The following is an 18,127-nucleotide window of genomic DNA, read 5'->3' on the forward strand; positions in this document are numbered from 1 at the left end:
CGCCGAAGCCCGACGCGGACCGCACGGCGCCCACCCCGCCGGCGACACCGGACGCCACCCCGACGCCGGAGTCGGACACGGGGTCCTGAGACGGACGCCGGACGGCGCGTCCCGCAGCCGACGTCGGCTGCGTGAGGCGCGCCTCCCGGCCGTCCCCGACCCGCTCAGCGACCCTCGAGCGCCTCGATCGTCGCCACGAGACCAGCCCGCCGCGGCGACCGCCGCGGCAACGCGGCGAGCAGGGCGCGGAGCACCCGCGCGTCCGCCGATCCGTCCGGCGTGCGCGACCACGCGAGGAGCGCGTCGACGCCGCCGTCGGCGACGACCGCCTCGCGGAACGCTCCGCGCACCCGGTCCCGCAGCGCGTCGACGCCCGGCGCGGCCGAGCCCGGGAGCACCGGTCCGGCGTACCGGTCGACGGCCTGGAGGCGCGCCCCGCGGTCGAGCGCGGACAGCACGCCGTCGACGTCGGTGCGGAGACCGGACAAGCGGTACGGCCGCGACGTCAGGGTCACGTCCGGCGTGGCCGCGGCGAGCACCCGGCGGAGGCGGACGACCTCCGCGCGGAGCGTGACCAGCGCACCGGGGTCGCCCCAGACCGCGAGGGCGAGGTCCTCGGCGGCGAGGCCGTCCGGGTGCGCCGCGAGGACCGCGAGGACCTCGGAGTGCCGGGCCGACAGCTGCACGGTCCGGTGCTCGGTGCGGAGGGTGGCGACGTCGGTGCCGAGCAGCCGCAGCTCGGCGTCCGCGTGACCGATCGGTCGGCCCGCGTGCGGGTGCTCCCGTGGCGGACGGAGCGCGGCGAGGGCGATCTCCGCCTCGGCGGCGGCGACCGTGGCGGTGAGGAGCGGCAGGGTGTGCCGGTCCACCGCGCGGTCGTCGCCCGTGACGTCGAGCACGCCGACGACGGTGCCGGCGCGGTCGTGCACGGGGACCGCACTGCACGACCACGGCTTCACCGCGTTCGCGTAGTGCTCCTCGGAGCGGATCTGCACCGGGCGGTCGATGCGGAGCGCCGTGCCGGGCGCGCTCGTGCCGACGTGCTCCTCGGCCCAGTCCGCACCGGGCACGAACCCCATGTCCTCGGCGGCACGACGGGCTCCGCTGGCTCCGTCGACCCAGACGAGCCGTCCGTCGGCGTCACCGACGGCGACCACGCAGTCCGCGGAGCGGGTCTCGTCGAGCAGGAGGCGACGGACGACCGGCAGCAGGACCGCCAGCGGGCCGTCACGCCGGGCGGCGTCGAGCTGGTCGTGGTCGAGCGCGAGCGTCGGCAGCCCGTCCGGATCGACGCGAGCCGACCGCTGCCAGGACGCGGCGACCAGCGGGCGGAGCGACCCGGGAGCGCGCATGCGTCCTCCGTCCGGGTCGCCGCCGCGCCGTCGCGTCGGGGTGGTCGGCCGCGTCGTCGCGGTCGTCGTCGTCAGCCTACGTCCGGCGCACCACCGGGACCAGACCGAGATCGACGAGCTCGGCGTCGTCGAACATCCGCGAGCGGGTGAGGAACCGCTTGCCCTCCGGCACCTCGAGGGAGAAGCCGCCGCCCCGGCCGTCGACGACGTCGATGGTGAGGGCGGTGTACTTCCAGTACTCGAACTGGGACTTCGACATGTAGACCTCGACGGGGGCGATGCCGTCGACCTCGAGCGCGCCGAGGAGCACGTCCCCGGGGCCGGTCAGGAACATCCCGACGGGGTAGCACATCGGACTCGAGCCGTCGCAGCAACCACCGGACTGGTGGAACATGAGCGGCCCGTGCCGGGCGGCGAGGGAGCGGAGGAGCTCCCCCGCCGCCGGCGTGACGGTGACCCGGTCGGTCGTCATCAGAAGAAACCCATCGGGCCCTCGGCGTAGGACACGAGCAGGTTCTTCGTCTGCTGGTAGTGGTCGAGCATCATCTTGTGGTTCTCGCGCCCGACCCCGGACTGCTTGTACCCGCCGAACGCCGCACCCGCCGGGTACTGGTGGTACGTGTTCTCCCACACACGGCCCGCCTGGATGTCCCGACCGGCGCGGTAGAGCGTGGTGGCCTCGCGGCTCCACACCCCGGCGCCGAGGCCGTACAGGGTGTCGTTGGCGATCGAGATCGCGTCGTCGTAGCCGCTGAAGGACGTCAGGGCGAGCACCGGGCCGAAGATCTCCTCCTGGAAGATCCGCATCGAGTTGTCGCCCTCGAACACCGTCGGGGTCACGTAGTAGCCGCCGGACAGGTCGCCGCCGAGGTCCGCACGCTCGCCGCCGGTCAGGAGCTTCGCGCCCTCCTGCTTGCCGATGTCGATGTAGCTCAGGATCTTCTCGAGCTGGTCGTTCGACGCCTGCGCGCCGATCATCGTCGACAGGTCGAGCGGGTGCCCCTGCTTGACCGCGCGCACCCGGTCGAGGCCGTCCGCGACGAACCCGTCGTAGATCTCCTTCGCCACGAGTGCGCGGGACGGGCACGTGCACACCTCACCCTGGTTGAGGTTGAAGAACGCGAAGCCCTCGAGTGCCTTGTCGTAGAAGGCGTCCTTCTCCTGCGCGACGTCCGCGAAGAAGAGGTTCGGGCTCTTGCCGCCGAGCTCGAGCGTCACCGGGATCAGGTTCTGGGAGGCGTACTGCATGATCAGCCGGCCGGTGGTGGTCTCACCGGTGAAGGCGACCTTCCGGACCTCGGGGTGCTGCGCGAGCGGCGCCCCGACCTCGAACCCGAAGCCGTTCACCACGTTGAGCACCCCGGCCGGGATGAGGTCCTGGATGAGCTCGACGAGCACGTGGATCGACGCCGGGGTCTGCTCCGCCGGCTTGAGCACGACGCAGTTGCCCGCGGCCAGTGCCGGCGCGAGCTTCCACACCGCCATCAGGATCGGGAAGTTCCACGGGATGATCTGCGCCACGACGCCGAGTGGCTCGTGGAAGTGGTACGCCACCGTGTCGTGGTCGATCTCCCCCGTCGACCCCTCCTGCGCGCGGATCGCGCCGGCGAAGTAGCGGAAGTGGTCGATCGCGAGCGGGATGTCGGCGCCGATGGTCTCGCGGATCGGCTTGCCGTTCTCCCACGTCTCGGCGACGGCGAGCATCTCGAGGTTCGCCTCCATGCGGTCGGCGATCTTGTTGAGGATGCCGGCGCGCTCGGCCACGCTCGTCCGACCCCAGGCCGGGAACGCCTTCCACGCCGCCGCGACGGCGCGGTCGACGTCGGTGGAGTCACCGCGGGCGACCTCGGTGAAGGTCTTCCCCGTGACGGGGGTCGGGTTCTCGAAGTACTGCCCACCGGTCGGCGGCACGTACTCGCCACCGATGAAGTGGTCGTACCGGGAACGGAACGAGACGAGGGAGCCCTCCTCGCCGGGTGCGGCGTAGCTGGTGGGCGACGGTGCGATGGTCATGGTGGACACCTTTCGACGACTCTGTCGGGGCGCTGGATCCGCGCCTGCCCGCACGCTACGTCGCCGCACGTTGCATCCGGTTGCGCGAGCCCGGCGGATAGGCTCGCCCCGTGGGGACGAACGACGACGCACTGTTCACGAGCCTGTTCGCGGCGCTCGAGGCCGCTCCGGACGACGCCGCCTTGCGGGGTCAGGTGGCGCAGCTCCTGCTCGACCGCGGTCGTGCGGCCGAAGCGTTGCAGCATGCCGGTCAGGTCCTGCAGCACGCTCCCGGCGACCCGGTCGCCCTCCGCGTGCTGACCGATGCGTCGGCGGCACTGCGCGGCCCCACGGCGGACGGTGGTGGCGCGGAGAGCCGACCCGCGCCTCCAGGCCGGACCCGCGACCCCTTCGACTGGCGAGCCGCCGAGGCGGAGCTGGGACACGCGGTGCCCGCGCCCTTCGTCGAGCCGGCCGACGATGCAGCCCCCGTCGACGACGCCGCAGGCGTCGACGAACCGCAGCGGCTCCGTGCGGACGGCGAGGGCACGAGCGAGCACGTCGTGGACGTCGAGGTCGAACGGCCGACGGTGACCCTCGACGACGTCGGCGGTCTCGAGGACGTGAAGCAGCGCATCCGCGAGTCGTTCCTCGAGCCCATGCGCCACCCGGAGATCGCCGCGGCCTTCGGCAAGACCCTCCGCGGCGGACTCGTCCTGTACGGACCGCCCGGGTGCGGGAAGACCTTCATGGCGAAGGCCATCGCCGGCGAACTCGGGGCGCACTTCGTGACGGTGCGCATCGACCAGGTGCTCGACCCGTACGTCGGCAACACCGAGAAGAACCTCCACGCCGTGTTCGAGGCCGCGCGGGCGAAGGCGCCCGCCGTGCTGTTCCTGGACGAGATCGACGCCCTCGGTGCCCGGCGATCGAGCATCGGGACCGGGTGGAGCGGCCTCCGCCAGATGGTGAACCAGCTGCTGCTCGAACTCGACTCGGTCGGGTCCGAGAACGACGGGCTCTTCGTGCTCGCCGCGACGAACAGCCCGTGGGACGTCGACCCGGCGCTGCTGCGACCCGGACGGTTCGACCGGATGACCCTCGTCCTGCCGCCGGACGCGCCGGCCCGCGAAGCGATCCTGCGCCACCACTTCTCGCGACGCCCGATCGCCGGGATCGAACTCCGCACGGTGGTGGAGGCGACGGACGACTTCTCCGGAGCCGACCTCGAACACCTCGTGACCTCGTCCGCCGAGCAGGCGATGTCCCGTTCGCTCGCGTCCGGGCAGATCGAGCCGATCACGATGGACGACGTCCGGACCGCCCTCGGGCAGGTGCGGCCGTCCACCGGGTCGTGGCTCGTCACCGCGAAGAACGTCGCGGCCTTCGCCAACGCCGACGGACGGTACGACGAGCTCGTCGCGCACCTGCACCGCAAGCGTGTCCTCTAGGGGCGGTCCCGGCAGCGTGCCGTCCGGCGGGGGTGCCGGCAGCCCGGCCGACGTCGTCGCGCGTGCCGGGGCGCTCCGCGCCGTCGGGCAGCTCGACGCGGCCGAGCGGGTCCTCGGGCAGGCGCTCGCCGCCGCCCCGGAGGACGGGACCCTGCTCACCGAGTGGGCAGGACTGCAGCAGGCGCGCGGCGACCTCGCCGGTGCCGAGGCGACGGCGCGTGCGGCCGTCCAGACGTCCCCGGAACAGCTCGGGCCGTACATCCGGCTCACCAACGTCCTCATCGCGCAGGGGCGGAACGCCGACGCTCGCGAGGTCACGACGGCGCTCATCGGGATGGCCCCGGACGTGGCGGCCGTCTGGGCGCACCACGCGCTCGCGAGTCTCGAGGACCGTGCGCGGCACACGCCACCGTCCGTCCGGACCGCCTACGATCGCGCACTCGAACTCGAACCGGAGACACCTGAGTGGTGGGCGATCGCCGCACTGTGCGAGCAGGTGTACGGCAACGTCACCCTCGCCCGAACGCTCGTGACCGAGGGGCTCCGCACCGCGCCCCAGCACCGGAGGCTGCTCGCGCTCCGTGCCGAGTACGCACCCGTCGGCGACCAGCCGGAGCTCCTCGTCGACCTGCTCGCCACCGACCCGGGCGACGTCGAGTCACGCGAGCTGCTCGACGCCGCCGTGAGCTGGCAGCGCCGTCTCGCGACCACGGCGGCGCTCCTACCCGCCGCGGTGGCCCTCGTCGCGCTGACCGGCTCGCCCCTCGCCACGACGGTCTCCGCCGTCCTGGCGGCCGTCGTCGCCCTGCTCGCCCACCGCCGATCCGCCGACCGCCGGCGACGGCTGCCGAGCGGGTACCGGGTCCCCGGCTCACGCTCGGGCCCGGTCGTCGCGCGGTCCGCCGGGTTCGGGGCCTGGGTCGCGGCCGCCGTCGGCATCGCAACGGCGTGGTGGTCGAGCGTGCCGGCACTCGCGGTGTTCGGAGCAGCGGTCGTGCTCGGAGCCGTGTCGATCGGCGCGACGCTGCTCGACGACGACCGTGTGCTCGCCGCCGCACGCGCCCGGACCGGACGCGTGCCGTGGGGCACGGCGTGGCGGTTCGGCGGCCTCCGACAAGAGACCGCGCTCTGGACCGGACTGGCACTCGGCATCGCCGGGGTCGTCGCTGCCGGGACCGGGCTCGGGTCGACGCTGCCGGCGGGCGCGGTGCCCCTCGTCGCGTGGCCGGTGGCGCTCGTCACCGCCGGGAGCGTCGTCGAGGCACTCCGTGCCGGACGCCACGCGCCGCAGCGGTACCTCCGGACGGTCGGCGTCCGGTACCGGCTGCTCGCGATCGGCGCCTGCACGATCGGGCTGATCGCGCTCGGTGCCGCCGGACTGGCGAGCCCGGGTGCGCGGACGGCGCCGGAGGGCGGTCCCGAACCCGACCGGCCGGTGCCGACGTTCTCGGTTCCGTCGTACCCCGCGCCGTCGACCCGTCCGAGCGTGCCGGTGCCCCTGCCGACCTTCGACCTGCCGACGATCCCGCCGATCGAGATCCCGACGGAGCCGGCCGGCGGCTGAGCACAACCGGCGGCCGTGGGTCGCGGTAGCGTCGAGGCGAGCAGTTCTGACAGGGAGGAGTGCTCGTGGATTCTCGTGCCGTCCGGACCTTCCGGGTGTTCGTCGTCGTCACCGCCGTCGTGGCCATCGCCCTCGGCGTCGTCGCGATCGTCTGGCCGCGGCCGTCGCTGGTCGTCGTCGCACTGCTCTTCGGCGTGTACCTCGTCGTCGCCGGGGCGCTCCGCGTGTTCGCCGCCGTCCGCGGCCACGGCACCCCGCCGGCGTGGCGATGGACCTCCGGCGTGGTCGGCGCCCTGGTCGGGGTGGCCGGGCTCGTGACGCTGCTCGACCCGGCCGTGCCGCTCGTGGTCTACGCCGTCCTGGCGGGCATCGGGTTCATCGTCGAGGGCATCGCCTCGCTCGTCGGGGGCTTCGTCGGCCACCCGGGTTCGTCGCGCATCCCGACGATCGTGAGCGGCGTGCTGTCGATCCTCGGCGGGGTGGTCGTCCTCGTCGCACCGGGGCTCGCGCTGACGGTGTTCATGGTGTTCTCGGGCATCGCCCTCATCGTCGTCGGGGCCGCGGCGCTCCTGCTCCTGCCGCCCCGAGCTGCGGTGCGGCGGTAGTCCCGCTACGCGCTACCGGTGCCGAAGAGCAGCCCGAGCGCGTACGTGACGGCCGCGGCACCGAAGCCGATGGCGAGCTGCCGGAGCGCTCGACGGAGCGGCGACGCACCGCTCAGCACGCCGACGACGGCCCCGGTGCCCAGCAGCGCGATGCCGACCAGGACCGCGGCGACCGCGATCGCCGGCCACCCCTCGAGCCCGAACAGGTAGGGCAGCACCGGGATGATCGCCCCGGAGGCGAAGAAGCAGAAGCTCGAGACCGCCGCGCTCATCCCGTTGCCGATCGCCTCGTGGTCGTCGGTCGGCGCGGTGCTGGTCGTCGCCGTGCCGCGCAGGACCTCGGCGGCGTGCGCCTGCGCCTCGGTCTCGGTCATCCCCCGCGCCCGGTAGACGAGGGCGAGTTCGTTCGCGTCGACGTCGAGGTCGGCCACGGCACGACCAGCCTCGGGGTGGGGTGCCGAGGCGGTGAGGAGCTCGCGCTGCGACCGCACCGACACGTACTCCCCCGCACCCATCGAGAGGGCACCCGCGAGCAGTCCCGCGATGCCGCTCAGCAGGACGAAGTGCCGGTCGGCCCCGGACGCGCTGATGCCGATGATGAGCGCGAGGTTCGACACGAGCCCGTCGTTCGCGCCGAACACCGCCGCACGGAACGTGCCCGACAGCCGCATCCGGCCCCGGTTCGCCAGACCCCGGACCACTTCGCCGTGGATGCGTTCGTCGGCCGCCATCCGCGCGGTCGCGTCGTCGTCGTCGGCGTAGGGCGAGCGGTCCTCCGCGCGCTGCATCAGCGCCAGCACGAAGACCGACCCGAACCGCTTCGCCAGCGAGGCGAGCACGCGGGTGCGGAGGCTGCCCCGCTGCGGCCGCCCGACGTCGTCGCCGAGGAGCTCGAGCCAGTGCTGCTCGTGCCGCCCCTCGGCCTCGGCCAGCGCCGACAGGATCTCGCGTTCCTCGCCGTCGCGCCGCGCGGCGAGGTTCCGGTACACGGCCGCCTCGGCACGTTCGTCGGCGAGGTAGCGGCGCCAACGGCGCACGTCGGCGCGTTGCGCCGTGGATCCGGTCTGGAGGCTCACACCACTCATCCTGCCGTGTCACGACGACACGAGCGCACCACCAGGGCGCCCTGTGGGTTCCCGGCGTCGGCCGGCGGTTGTGGAGGGAGAACGCGACAGGGCGCGGACCGGAGGCGACGTGCGCGTGCTGCGCCGTGCCTCCAGTCCGCGCCCCGTCGGACGTCGGACGCGCTCGTCAGTCGCGCACGTAGGCCGGCGCGGCCTCGGCGTGGGCGTCACCGACGCGGTGCACCCGGAGGTCGTTCGTCGAGCCCTCGATGCCGGGAGGCGACCCGGCCGTCACGATGACGCGGTCGCCGGGCGAAGCGAGCCCGTTCTCGAGCAGGACGTCGTCCACCTGCGAGAAGAGCTCGTCGGTGTGGGTCTTCCGCTCGACGAGGAACGAGCGGACGCCCCACGTCAGCGCCATGCGGCGGCGGGTCGCCTCGTTCGGCGTGAACGCGATGATCGGCAGGCCGTGACGCAGACGCGACATGCGACGAGCGGAGTCGCCGGACTCGGTGAACACGCAGAGGTACGACGCCTCGGTGAACTCCGCGATCTCGACCGCGGCGAGCGTGATGGCCCCGCCGAGGGTGCGCGGCTTCGTGCCGAGGGGCGCGATGCGCTCGAGACCGTGGTCCTCCGTCGACTCGACGATGCGGGCCATCGTGCGGACCGTCTGCACCGGGTACTCGCCGACGCTCGTCTCACCGGACAGCATGACCGCGTCGGCACCGTCGAGGACGGCGTTCGCGACGTCGGAGGTCTCGGCGCGGGTCGGGATCGGCGACGAGATCATCGACTCGAGCATCTGGGTCGCGACGATGACCGGCTTCGCCATCCGGCGAGCGAGCTCGACGGCACGCTTCTGCACGATCGGGACCGCCTCGAGCGGGAGCTCGACGCCGAGGTCACCGCGGGCGACCATGATGCTGTCGAAGGCGTCGATGATCTCCTCGAGCGCGTCGACGGCCTGCGGCTTCTCGACCTTGGCGATGACGGGGAGGCGCTTGCCCTCCTCGTCCATGATCTCGTGGGCGCGGTCGACGTCGGCGGCGTTGCGCACGAACGACAGGGCGATGAGGTCCGCACCCATGCGGATGCCCCAACGGAGGTCGGCTTCGTCCTTCTCGCTCAGCGCGGGGACGTTCACGGCGACGCCGGGCAGGTTGATGCCCTTGTTGTTCGACACGGTGCCGCCGACGACGACCTCGGTCCGGACCCGGACGCCGTCGGTGTCGAGCACGCGGAGGCGCACACGACCGTCGTCGATGAGCAGCGGGTCGCCGGGCTTGACGTCCTGCGGCAGCCCCTTGAACGTGGTGCCGCAGATCTCCTTGGAGCCGGGGACGTCCTCGGTCGTGATCGTGAAGACGTCGCCGACCGCGAGCTCGTGCGGGCCGTCGGCGAACTTGGCCAGGCGGATCTTCGGACCCTGCAGGTCGACGAGGATCGCGACGGGCTTGCCGAGCTCCTCCGCGGCGCGACGGACGTTCACGTAGTTGGCCTCGTGGACGCTGTAGTCACCGTGGCTGAGGTTGAGGCGGGCGACGTCGACGCCCGCTTCGATGATCTCCTTGACGGTCTCGTACTCCGACGTTGCCGGTCCGAGCGTCGAAACGATCTTTGCGCGTCTCAATGGATTCCTTCGTGGTTTCGGATGGTGCTTGGGTTTCCGCGCTGTGGGGCCGCGCGGAACGAAGCGAGGCCACCAGCACCCTATCGAGTGCTGGTGGCCTCACGCTCACGGGAGGGTGAGCAACTGGTGGTCGTGTCCGGACATCAGACCGAGAGCGCCCGGTCGGTCGCCTTGACCGGCGCCGGCAGGATCGTCGAGCCCTCGAGGTACTCGTCGACCTTCGCCGCCGCGGCACGGCCCTCTGCGATCGCCCAGACGATCAGGGACTGCCCACGACCGGCGTCGCCGGCGACGAACACGCCCGGCTCGTTGGTCGTGTAGTCGGCCTGGCGGGAGACGGCGCCCGAGACGGTCGTCGGCAGGCCGAGCTGCGGCTCGAGCGTGTCGGTCTCCGGCCCGGTGAAGCCCATCGCGATGAGGACGAGGTCCGCGGGGATCTCGCGCTCGGTGCCGGCCTTCGGGACCCGGCGTCCGTCGAGGTACTCGGTCTCGGCGACACGGAGCGAGCGGACCTCGCCGGCCTCGTTCGACAGGAACTCGACGGTCGACGCCAGGTAGTGCCGCTCGCCGCCTTCCTCGTGGGCGCTCGTGACCTCGAACACGGTCGGGAACATCGGCCACGGCTGCTCGGAGGGACGCTCCAGCGGCGGCTGCTTGCCGATCGCCAGGTTCGTCACGCTGAGCGCGCCCTGCCGGTGCGCGGTGCCGATGCAGTCCGCACCGGTGTCGCCACCGCCGATGACGATGACGTGCTTGCCCTCGGCCGTCAGCTGGTTGTCGACCTTCGTGCCGGCGTTCGCCCGGTTCTGCTGGACGAGGTAGTCCATGGCGAAGTGCACGCCCTCGAGGTCGCGCCCCGGGATGGGCAGGTCGCGGGGCACCGTGGCGCCGGTGGCGACGACGACCGCGTCGTAGCGGGACTTCAGGTCGTCCCAGGTGATGTCACGGCCGATCTCGACGCCCGCCCGGAAGCGGGTGCCCTCGGCCTGCATCTGGGCGAGACGCGCGTCGATCTGGCGCTTCTCCATCTTGAAGTCCGGGATGCCGTAGCGGAGGAGCCCGCCGATGCGGTCGTCACGCTCGTAGACGGCGACGGTGTGCCCGGCGCGGGTGAGCTGCTGCGCGGCGGCGAGTCCGGCGGGGCCGGAGCCGACGACGGCGACGGTCTTGCCGGTCAGGCGCTCCGGCGGATGCGGGGTGACCCACCCGTTCTGGAACGCCTCGTCGATGATCGAGACCTCGACCTGCTTGATCGTCACCGGGGGCTGGTTGATGCCGAGCACGCACGAGGACTCGCACGGTGCCGGACAGAGCCGACCGGTGAACTCCGGGAAGTTGTTCGTCGCGTGCAGCCGCTCGATCGCCTGGCGGCCCTCGCCGCGCCACGTCAGGTCGTTCCACTCCGGGATGAGGTTGCCGAGCGGGCAGCCCTGGTGGCAGAACGGGACGCCGCAGTCCATGCAGCGCCCGGCCTGGCGCTTGAGCGCGCCGGACTCCTGCTGCTCGTAGACCTCTTTCCAGTCCATGAGCCGCACGGGGACGGGTCGACGGGGCGGGAGCTCGCGCTCCTGCACCTTGAGGAAGCCCTTGGGGTCAGCCACCAGTTACCTCCAGAATGCGGTTCCAGACGACGTCGCCGTCCGGGTCGAGGCCTTCGTCGACGGCCTGCTGTCGGGTCTCGAGCACGGCCGCGTAGTCACGCGGCAGCACCTTGACGAAGTCGCTCAGGTCGCCGGAGTCGAGCAGTTCGGCCGCCAGCGCCGACCCGGTCTCCGCCTGGTGACGGGCGAGCAGGTCGGTGACGATCTCGACGTCGGCGCTGTCGAGCGCCTCGAGTCGGAGCTCGCTGGACGCGAGCGAGTCGGTGTTCACGTGCTCCTCGCGGAGGCCGCGGACGTACGCCGTGCCACCGGACATGCCGGCGCCGAGGTTCCGTCCGGTCTCGCCGAGGATGAGCGCGAGGCCACCCGTCATGTACTCGAGCGCGTGGTCGCCCACGCCCTCGACCACCGCGGTGGCGCCCGAGTTGCGCACCAGGAAGCGCTCGCCCACGATGCCGCGGATGAACATGCTGCCCTGGGTCGCGCCGTAGCCGATGACGTTGCCGGCGATGACGTTCTGCGCCGGGTCGAACCCGGAGCCGGCGTCGGGCCGCACGATGATCTCGCCGCCCGACAGCCCCTTCCCGACGTAGTCGTTGCTGTCGCCGATGAGCCGCAGCGTGATGCCGGCCGGCAGGAACGCGCCGAGCGACTGGCCCGCCGAACCGCGGAGGGTCACGTCGATCGATCCAGCAGGCAGCCCGTTCTCGCCGTGGCGCAGGGTCACCTCGTGGCCGAGCATCGTGCCGACGGCACGCTCGGTGTTACGGATCGGCAGGTCCAGCGCGATCGTGCCGCCGTGCTCGAGCACGTCCGACGTCTGCTGGATGAGCTGCACGTCGAAGTGCTGCTCGAGCTCGTGGTCCTGGTCGCGGTGGTGCCGACGTGGCTCGTCCGCCTCGAAGCGCGGACCGTTCAGGACGGGCTCGAGGTCGAGACCTGATGCCTTCCAGTGCTGGACGGCGCGGTCGACGTCGAGGGCGTCGGCCTGGCCGATCGCCTCTTCCAGCGTGCGGAAGCCGAGCTCGGCGAGGAGCTCGCGCACTTCCTGCGCGATGAACTCGAAGAAGTTCACGACGAACTCGGGCTTGCCGGTGAAGCGCTTCCGGAGCTCCGGGTTCTGCGTCGCGACGCCGACCGGGCAGGTGTCCAGGTGGCACACCCGCATCAGGATGCAGCCCTCGACGACGAGCGGCGCCGTCGCGAAGCCGTACTCTTCCGCACCGAGCAGCGCGGCCACGACGACGTCACGGCCGGTCTTCATCTGCCCGTCGACCTGCACGACGACGCGGTCGCGCATGCCGTTCAGCATCAGGGTCTGCTGCGTCTCGGCGAGGCCGATCTCCCACGGGGTCCCGGCGTGCTTGAGCGAGTTCAGCGGCGACGCACCCGTCCCGCCGTCGTGCCCGGAGACGAGCACGACGTCGGCGAGGGCCTTCGTCACACCGGCGGCCACGGCCCCGATGCCCGACTGGCTCACGAGCTTGACGTGCACACGAGCGGACGGGTTGGCCCGCTTCACGTCGAAGATCAGCTGCTTGAGGTCCTCGATCGAGTAGATGTCGTGGTGCGGCGGCGGCGAGATGAGGCCGACGCCCGCGGTGGCGTGGCGGGTACGGGCGACCCACGGGTACACCTTCGTGGGGGGCAGCTGTCCGCCCTCGCCGGGCTTCGCACCCTGCGCCATCTTGAGCTGGATGTCCGTCGCGTGGGTCAGGTACATGCTCGTGACGCCGAAGCGCCCGGATGCCACCTGCTTGATCGCGCTGCGACGCTCGGGGTCGAGCAGTCGGTCGACGTCCTCGCCGCCCTCGCCGGTGTTCGACCGGCCGCCGAGCCGGTTCATAGCGATGGCGAGCGTCTCGTGGGCTTCCTTCGAGATGGACCCGTAGGACATCGCACCGGTGTTGAACCGCTTGACGATCGACTCGATGGGCTCGACCTCGTCGAGCGGGATCGGCTTCCGGGCGTCCGTCTTGAACCGGAACAGCCCGCGGAGCGTCATGAGCTGCTCGGACTGGTCGTCGACGGCCTTCGAGTACTCGCGGAAGATGTCGTACCGGCGCGACCGGGTCGCGTGCTGCAGCCGGAACACCGTGTCCGGGTTGAACAGGTGCGGCGGGCCCTCGCGGCGCCACTGGTACTCGCCGCCGGTCTGCAGGCGCTCGTGCGAGAGCACCGCGCCGTCCTGGGGGTACGCCTGGGCGTGCCGCTCGGCGTTCTCCTTCGCGATGACCTCGATGCCGACGCCGCCGAGGATCGACGAGGTGCCGGTGAAGTAGCGGTCGACGAACTCCTGGCTCAGCCCGACGGCCTCGAACGCCTGGGCGCCGGCGTAGCTCGACACCGTGGAGATGCCCATCTTCGACATGATCTTCAGCACGCCCTTGCCGAGCGCCTTGATCACGTTCTTGACGGCCTGCTCCGGGGTGATGCCGGTGATCATGCCCTGGCGGACGAGGATCTCGCAGGTCTCCATGGCGAGGTACGGGTTGATCGCCGACGCGCCGTACCCGATGAGGGTCGCCACGTGGTGGACCTCGCGCACGTCGCCGGCCTCGACGATCAGGCCGACCTTCATGCGCTGCTCGGTGCGGATCAGGTGGTGGTGCACCGCCGCGAGCAGCAGGAGGCTCGGCACGGGCGCCTGCTCGGCGTTGCCGTCGCGGTCGGACAGCACGATGAACTGCTTGCCCGCTTCGATCGCGGCGTCGACCTCGTCGCACACCGCCGCGATCCGCTTCTGCATCGCCTTCTTGCCGGCGTCGACCCGGTACAGGCCCTTGATCGTGACCGTCAGGTGCCGACCGGTCTCCGTCTCGAAGTGCTGGATCTTCGCGAGCTCGTCGTTGTCGATGACCGGGAAGTCGAGCGTGATCTGCTTCGCGTGCTCCGGGCCGGCGGTGAGGAGGTTGCGCTCCGGACCGAGGCCCATCCCCATCGACGTGATGACCTGTTCGCGGATCGAGTCGAGCGGCGGGTTCGTGACCTGGGCGAACTGCTGCGTGAAGTAGTCGAACAGCAGCCGCGGACGCTGGGACAGCACGGCGATCGGCGTGTCCGAGCCCATGGCGCCGAGGGGCTCCGCACCGGTCTGCGCCATCGGACGCAGCAGGATGCGGACCTCTTCCTCGGTGTAGCCGAACGCCCGCTGGCGTCGGGTCACGGAGGCCGGGGTGTGCACGATGTGCTCGCGGTCGGGCAGGTCGGCGAGGTTGATGCGACCCTGCTCGAGCCACTCGCCCCACGGACCCGACGTGGCGAGCTCGCGCTTGACCTCGTCGTCCTCGATGATGCGACCGGCCTCGGTGTCGACGAGGAACATCCGTCCGGGGCGCAGGCGGCCCTTGCGGACGACCTTGCCAGCGGGCACGTCGATGACACCCGTCTCGGAGCCCATCACGATGAGGCCGTCGTCGGTGACGAGGAAGCGCCCGGGGCGCAGGCCGTTGCGGTCGAGGGTCGCGCCGACGACGGAGCCGTCGGTGAACGTGATCGCGGCGGGGCCGTCCCACGGCTCCATGAGCATCGAGTGGTACTCGTAGAACGCCCGGAGCTCGGGGTCCATCCCGACCTGGTTCTCCCAGGCCTCCGGCACCATCATCGACACCGCGTGCGGCAGCGAGCGACCGGTGAGCGTGAGGAGCTCGAGGACCTCGTCGAAGGAGGCCGAGTCGCTCGCGCCCGGGCTGACGATCGGCAGGAGCGGTGCCAGGTCGCCGAGCAGTTCGCTGTGCAGCTGCGACTGGCGCGCCCGCATCCAGTTGCGGTTGCCGCGGACGGTGTTGATCTCGCCGTTGTGCGCCAGCGTCCGGAACGGCTGCGCGAGCGGCCACGACGGGAAGGTGTTGGTGGAGTAGCGCGAGTGGACGATCGCGAGCTTCGACGCGAAGCGCTCGTCGCTGAGGTCCGGGTAGAACGGCTCGAGCTGGAGCGTCGTGACCATGCCCTTGTAGACCATGGTCCGGCTCGACAGCGACATGAAGTAGACCTCGGTGTCGTGCTCGGCACGCTTCCGCAGGCGGAAGGCCTGACGGTCGAGGGCGATGCCGCTCCACGACGCACCGTGCACGTCGTGCCGGATCGACGCGACGAAGAGCTGCTCGAACGCCGGCATCGCGGCACGGGCCAGCGTTCCGAGGACCTCCGGGCGCACCGGGACCTCGCGCCAGCCGAGGACACGCAGGCCCTCTTCGCGGGCGAGCCGCTCGACGGCGCCCTTCACCGCGTGCCGCTCGTCCTCGTCGACGGGCAGGTACGCCGTCCCCACGGCGTACTCCCCCGCGTCCGGCAGGTCGAACCCGACCTCGTCGCGGAAGAACGCGTCCGGCACCTGGCAGAGGATGCCGGCGCCGTCACCGGTGCCCGCGTCCGAACCGACGGCACCGCGGTGCTCGAGGTTGCGCAGGGCGCCGAGCGCGGCGTCGACGATGTCGTGCCCCGCCGTGCCGCGGAGGGTCGCGACCATCGCGAGACCGCACGCGTCCTTCTCGTTCGCCGGGTCGTACATGCCGGCGGCGTCCGGGATCGCGGAGAACCGCCGGTGCGGCGGCACGAGGGCTGCGGACTGGGGTGGCTGGAGCGCCATGGGGAACCGTCCTCACGAGGAAGTGGAACAGGGACAGCGGTGGCCCGGTGGTGCGTTCCGCCCGAGCGGGCGGGACTGGTGCCCGTGCTCGCCGTCAGTGAGTTGCCCTGGCGGCGTGCGAGGTGTCGGACTCGCTTGTGGCAGGTCCAGCTGGGTGCGGCTGGCGATCGTGACCGATCCGGGATCGGTCACGCAGGAGGGGTGCTTCCTAGGCGCGGCCAGTCGCGGGAGTGGCGACCGGATCGGACTCGGTGACCGCCGCCGGAGCGTCGTCGTCGTTCTCCGACCAGGTGTCGTCCGAGTCTACATCGGACTTCGAGCGCGGCTCGCGACCGGGCAGGTACGGACTCGGCTCCTTGCCGACGTGCCGCCTGGTCTGCACGAGGAAGATGACGATGCCGAGCAGGATCGCCGCGAAGGCCACCCAGACGTTGGTGCGGATGCCGAAGAACGTCTCGCTCGTGTCGACGCGGATCGACTCGAGCACGGAGCGGCCGGTGCCGTACCAGACGAGGTAGAGCGCCATGACGCGGCCCCACTGCAGCTGGAACTTGCGGTCGAGCAGCAGGATCACGACGACGCCGACGACGTTCCAGATGATCTCGTAAAGGAACGTCGGGTGGAACAGCGTGCCCTCGGGCAGGCCCTTCGGGTACGCAGCGTTCGACGACTCGATCTGCAGGCCCCACGGCAGGCTGGTGGGCATGCCGAACAGCTCGTGGTTGAAGTAGTTGCCGAGGCGACCGAAGGCCTGGGCGAGCAGGACGCCCGGCGCGACGGCGTCGATGAACGCGCTGAAGCGCAGGCCAACCTGCCGGCAGCCGATCCAGGCGCCGACGGAACCCAGGATGAGCGCACCGAAGATCGCGAGGCCGCCTTCCCAGATGTAGAGGAAGGAGAGCGGGTCGCGGCCAGGACCGAAGTAGTCGCTGACGTGCGTGAACACGTGGAAGAGCCGGCCGCCGATGATGCCGGCGGGCACCGCCCAGATCGCGATGTCGATGATGATCCAGCGCTCGACCCCGCGGGCGTTGAGGCGGCGGTTCGCGAGCACGACGGCGGCGACGATCCCCAGGAGGATGCAGATCGCGTACGCGTGGATGCGGAAGTCGAGCGGCAGCGACCAGCCGAACACGTCACGCAGCCAGGCGGTGAGGTCGAAGTACTGCCAGGCGGTGCTCGGGCTCGGGATGCTCAGGAGGGGCATGGAGGTGCTGTCGCCTTTCGGTGCTGGCTGCCGCGGTGCTGGCTGGCTGTGCCGACGTGTCGCCGGACCCGCTCACTGTAGCGCGGGACGCGACCCGGTCAGGAACCGGGGGCCCGGTCCTGTGGAAACTGTGACCGACGCCGGTGACGGACTGGAGGCGCGGAGCGGGTGACCGACGTCGGTCACGCACACCGCGCCTCCAGTCCGAACGTCGGTGACCGACGGACGACCGAACGGCCGGGTCGCGTCGGCTGCGGCTGGACCGTCAGCGGCGCTGCGCGCCCGTCGTGAGGTCGGCAGCCCGGTCGGCGACGCCCTGGACGCCCAGGTCGGCCAGCGCCCGGACGAAGGCCGACCCGACGATGGCGCCGTCCGCGTACTCGAGGACCTCGCCCACCTGGTCGGCCGTCGAGATGCCGAGCCCGACGCAGGTGCGCTCGACGCCGGCGTCCCGGAGCCGCGACACGACCGTCCGGGCCGCAACGTCGACGCCCACGCGGGCACCGGTGACGCCCATCGTCGACACGGCGTAGACGAACCCACGGCTCGACGCGACCGCCTGCTGCATCCGTGCGTCCGTCGAGGACGGCGCGGCGAGGAACACCCGGTCGAGGCCGGTGCGCTCGGACGCGCCGATCCACTCGGCACCCTCGTCCGGCACCAGGTCCGGCGTGATGAGCCCGGCGGCCCCGGCTGCGACGAGGTCGTCGGCGAACCGGTCGACCCCGTAGCGGAGCACCGGGTTCCAGTACGTCATCACGAGCACGGGGACGTTCGCCCGCTCGGTGATCTGGTGCACGGCGTCGAAGACCTGCGCGACCCGGAAGCCGTTGGCCAGGCTCTCCTCGGCCGCACGCTGGATGACCGGGCCGTCCATGACGGGGTCGGAGTAGGGCAGCCCGAGCTCGATGACGTCCACGCCGTTCTCGGCGAGGGCGACCGCGGCGTCGACGCTGGTCTGCACGTCCGGGTAGCCGGCGGGCAGGTAGCCGACGACGGCACCCGCGCGCTCGGCGTTGGCGGTGTCGATGGTGTCCGCGACCGTCCGGTGCGCGTTCGTCCGGCCGGAG

The 18,127-nt window shown here is 71.8% G+C and carries 12 protein-coding genes; 3 read left to right on the plus strand and 9 right to left on the minus strand.

All coding sequences use genetic code 11. From position 1 onward, the window contains the following. Positions 1-164 precede the first annotated feature (164 nt). The 3 genes from BIU96_RS06115 to BIU96_RS06125 all read right to left on the minus strand — a co-directional run bounded on the left by BIU96_RS06115 (position 165) and on the right by BIU96_RS06125 (position 3,365). Complete coding sequence (locus BIU96_RS06115) at positions 165-1,352, minus strand: GAF domain-containing protein (RefSeq protein ID WP_071291726.1); 1,188 nt, start codon at positions 1,350-1,352, stop codon at positions 165-167. Positions 1,353-1,428: 76 nt separating this feature from the next. After that, positions 1,429-1,824 (minus strand): DUF779 domain-containing protein, encoded by a 396-nt coding sequence (locus BIU96_RS06120; RefSeq protein WP_071291727.1) that lies wholly within the window; start codon positions 1,822-1,824, stop codon positions 1,429-1,431. Next, a complete protein-coding gene (locus BIU96_RS06125) occupies positions 1,824-3,365 on the minus strand; it encodes an aldehyde dehydrogenase family protein (RefSeq protein WP_071291728.1) in 1,542 nt (513 codons plus the stop codon). The genes BIU96_RS06120 and BIU96_RS06125 overlap by 1 nt, the downstream gene beginning before the upstream one ends. A gap of 110 nt (positions 3,366-3,475) precedes the next feature. On the opposite strand from BIU96_RS06125, the gene BIU96_RS06130 reads away from it, so the two are divergent. The 3 genes from BIU96_RS06130 (at position 3,476) to BIU96_RS06140 (ending at position 6,964) form a co-directional block, all read left to right on the plus strand. Next, complete coding sequence (locus BIU96_RS06130; protein WP_071291729.1) at positions 3,476-4,795, plus strand: 26S protease regulatory subunit; 1,320 nt, start codon at positions 3,476-3,478, stop codon at positions 4,793-4,795. A gap of 16 nt (positions 4,796-4,811) precedes the next feature. Further along, positions 4,812-6,359 carry a lipopolysaccharide assembly protein LapB gene (locus BIU96_RS06135; RefSeq protein ID WP_071291730.1) on the plus strand — a complete coding sequence of 516 codons (1,548 nt, stop codon included), beginning with the start codon at positions 4,812-4,814 and terminating at the stop codon, positions 6,357-6,359. Between the two features lie 65 nt (positions 6,360-6,424). Then, on the plus strand, positions 6,425-6,964 hold the full coding sequence (locus BIU96_RS06140; protein ID WP_175477470.1) for an HdeD family acid-resistance protein: 540 nt from the start codon (positions 6,425-6,427) through the stop codon (positions 6,962-6,964). A gap of 5 nt (positions 6,965-6,969) precedes the next feature. Here the strand turns inward: BIU96_RS06140 and BIU96_RS06145 are convergent, their stop codons facing one another. From BIU96_RS06145 to trpA, 6 genes are all read right to left on the minus strand, one after another. After that, positions 6,970-8,049 carry a VIT1/CCC1 transporter family protein gene (locus BIU96_RS06145; RefSeq protein ID WP_071291732.1) on the minus strand — a complete coding sequence of 360 codons (1,080 nt, stop codon included), beginning with the start codon at positions 8,047-8,049 and terminating at the stop codon, positions 6,970-6,972. Between the two features lie 166 nt (positions 8,050-8,215). After that, positions 8,216-9,661 (minus strand): pyruvate kinase, encoded by a 1,446-nt coding sequence (gene pyk, locus BIU96_RS06150; RefSeq protein ID WP_071291733.1) that lies wholly within the window; start codon positions 9,659-9,661, stop codon positions 8,216-8,218. Positions 9,662-9,804: 143 nt separating this feature from the next. Then, on the minus strand, positions 9,805-11,262 hold the full coding sequence (locus BIU96_RS06155; protein WP_071291734.1) for a glutamate synthase subunit beta: 1,458 nt from the start codon (positions 11,260-11,262) through the stop codon (positions 9,805-9,807). Then, positions 11,255-15,772 (minus strand): glutamate synthase large subunit, encoded by a 4,518-nt coding sequence (gene gltB, locus BIU96_RS06160; RefSeq protein WP_071291846.1) that lies wholly within the window; start codon positions 15,770-15,772, stop codon positions 11,255-11,257. The genes BIU96_RS06155 and gltB overlap by 8 nt, the downstream gene beginning before the upstream one ends. 286 nt (positions 15,773-16,058) lie before the next feature. After that, the gene (lgt, locus tag BIU96_RS06165; RefSeq protein ID WP_083402698.1) at positions 16,059-17,057 is read right to left on the minus strand and encodes a prolipoprotein diacylglyceryl transferase; all 999 of its coding nucleotides are present in this window, start codon (positions 17,055-17,057) and stop codon (positions 16,059-16,061) included. 265 nt (positions 17,058-17,322) lie between these two features. Then, positions 17,323-18,087 (minus strand): tryptophan synthase subunit alpha, encoded by a 765-nt coding sequence (gene trpA / locus BIU96_RS06170; RefSeq protein WP_071291848.1) that lies wholly within the window; start codon positions 18,085-18,087, stop codon positions 17,323-17,325. Between the last annotated feature and the right edge of the window lie 40 nt (positions 18,088-18,127).

Source organism: Curtobacterium sp. MCBA15_008, assembly GCF_001865065.1.
GTDB lineage: Bacteria > Actinomycetota > Actinomycetes > Actinomycetales > Microbacteriaceae > Curtobacterium.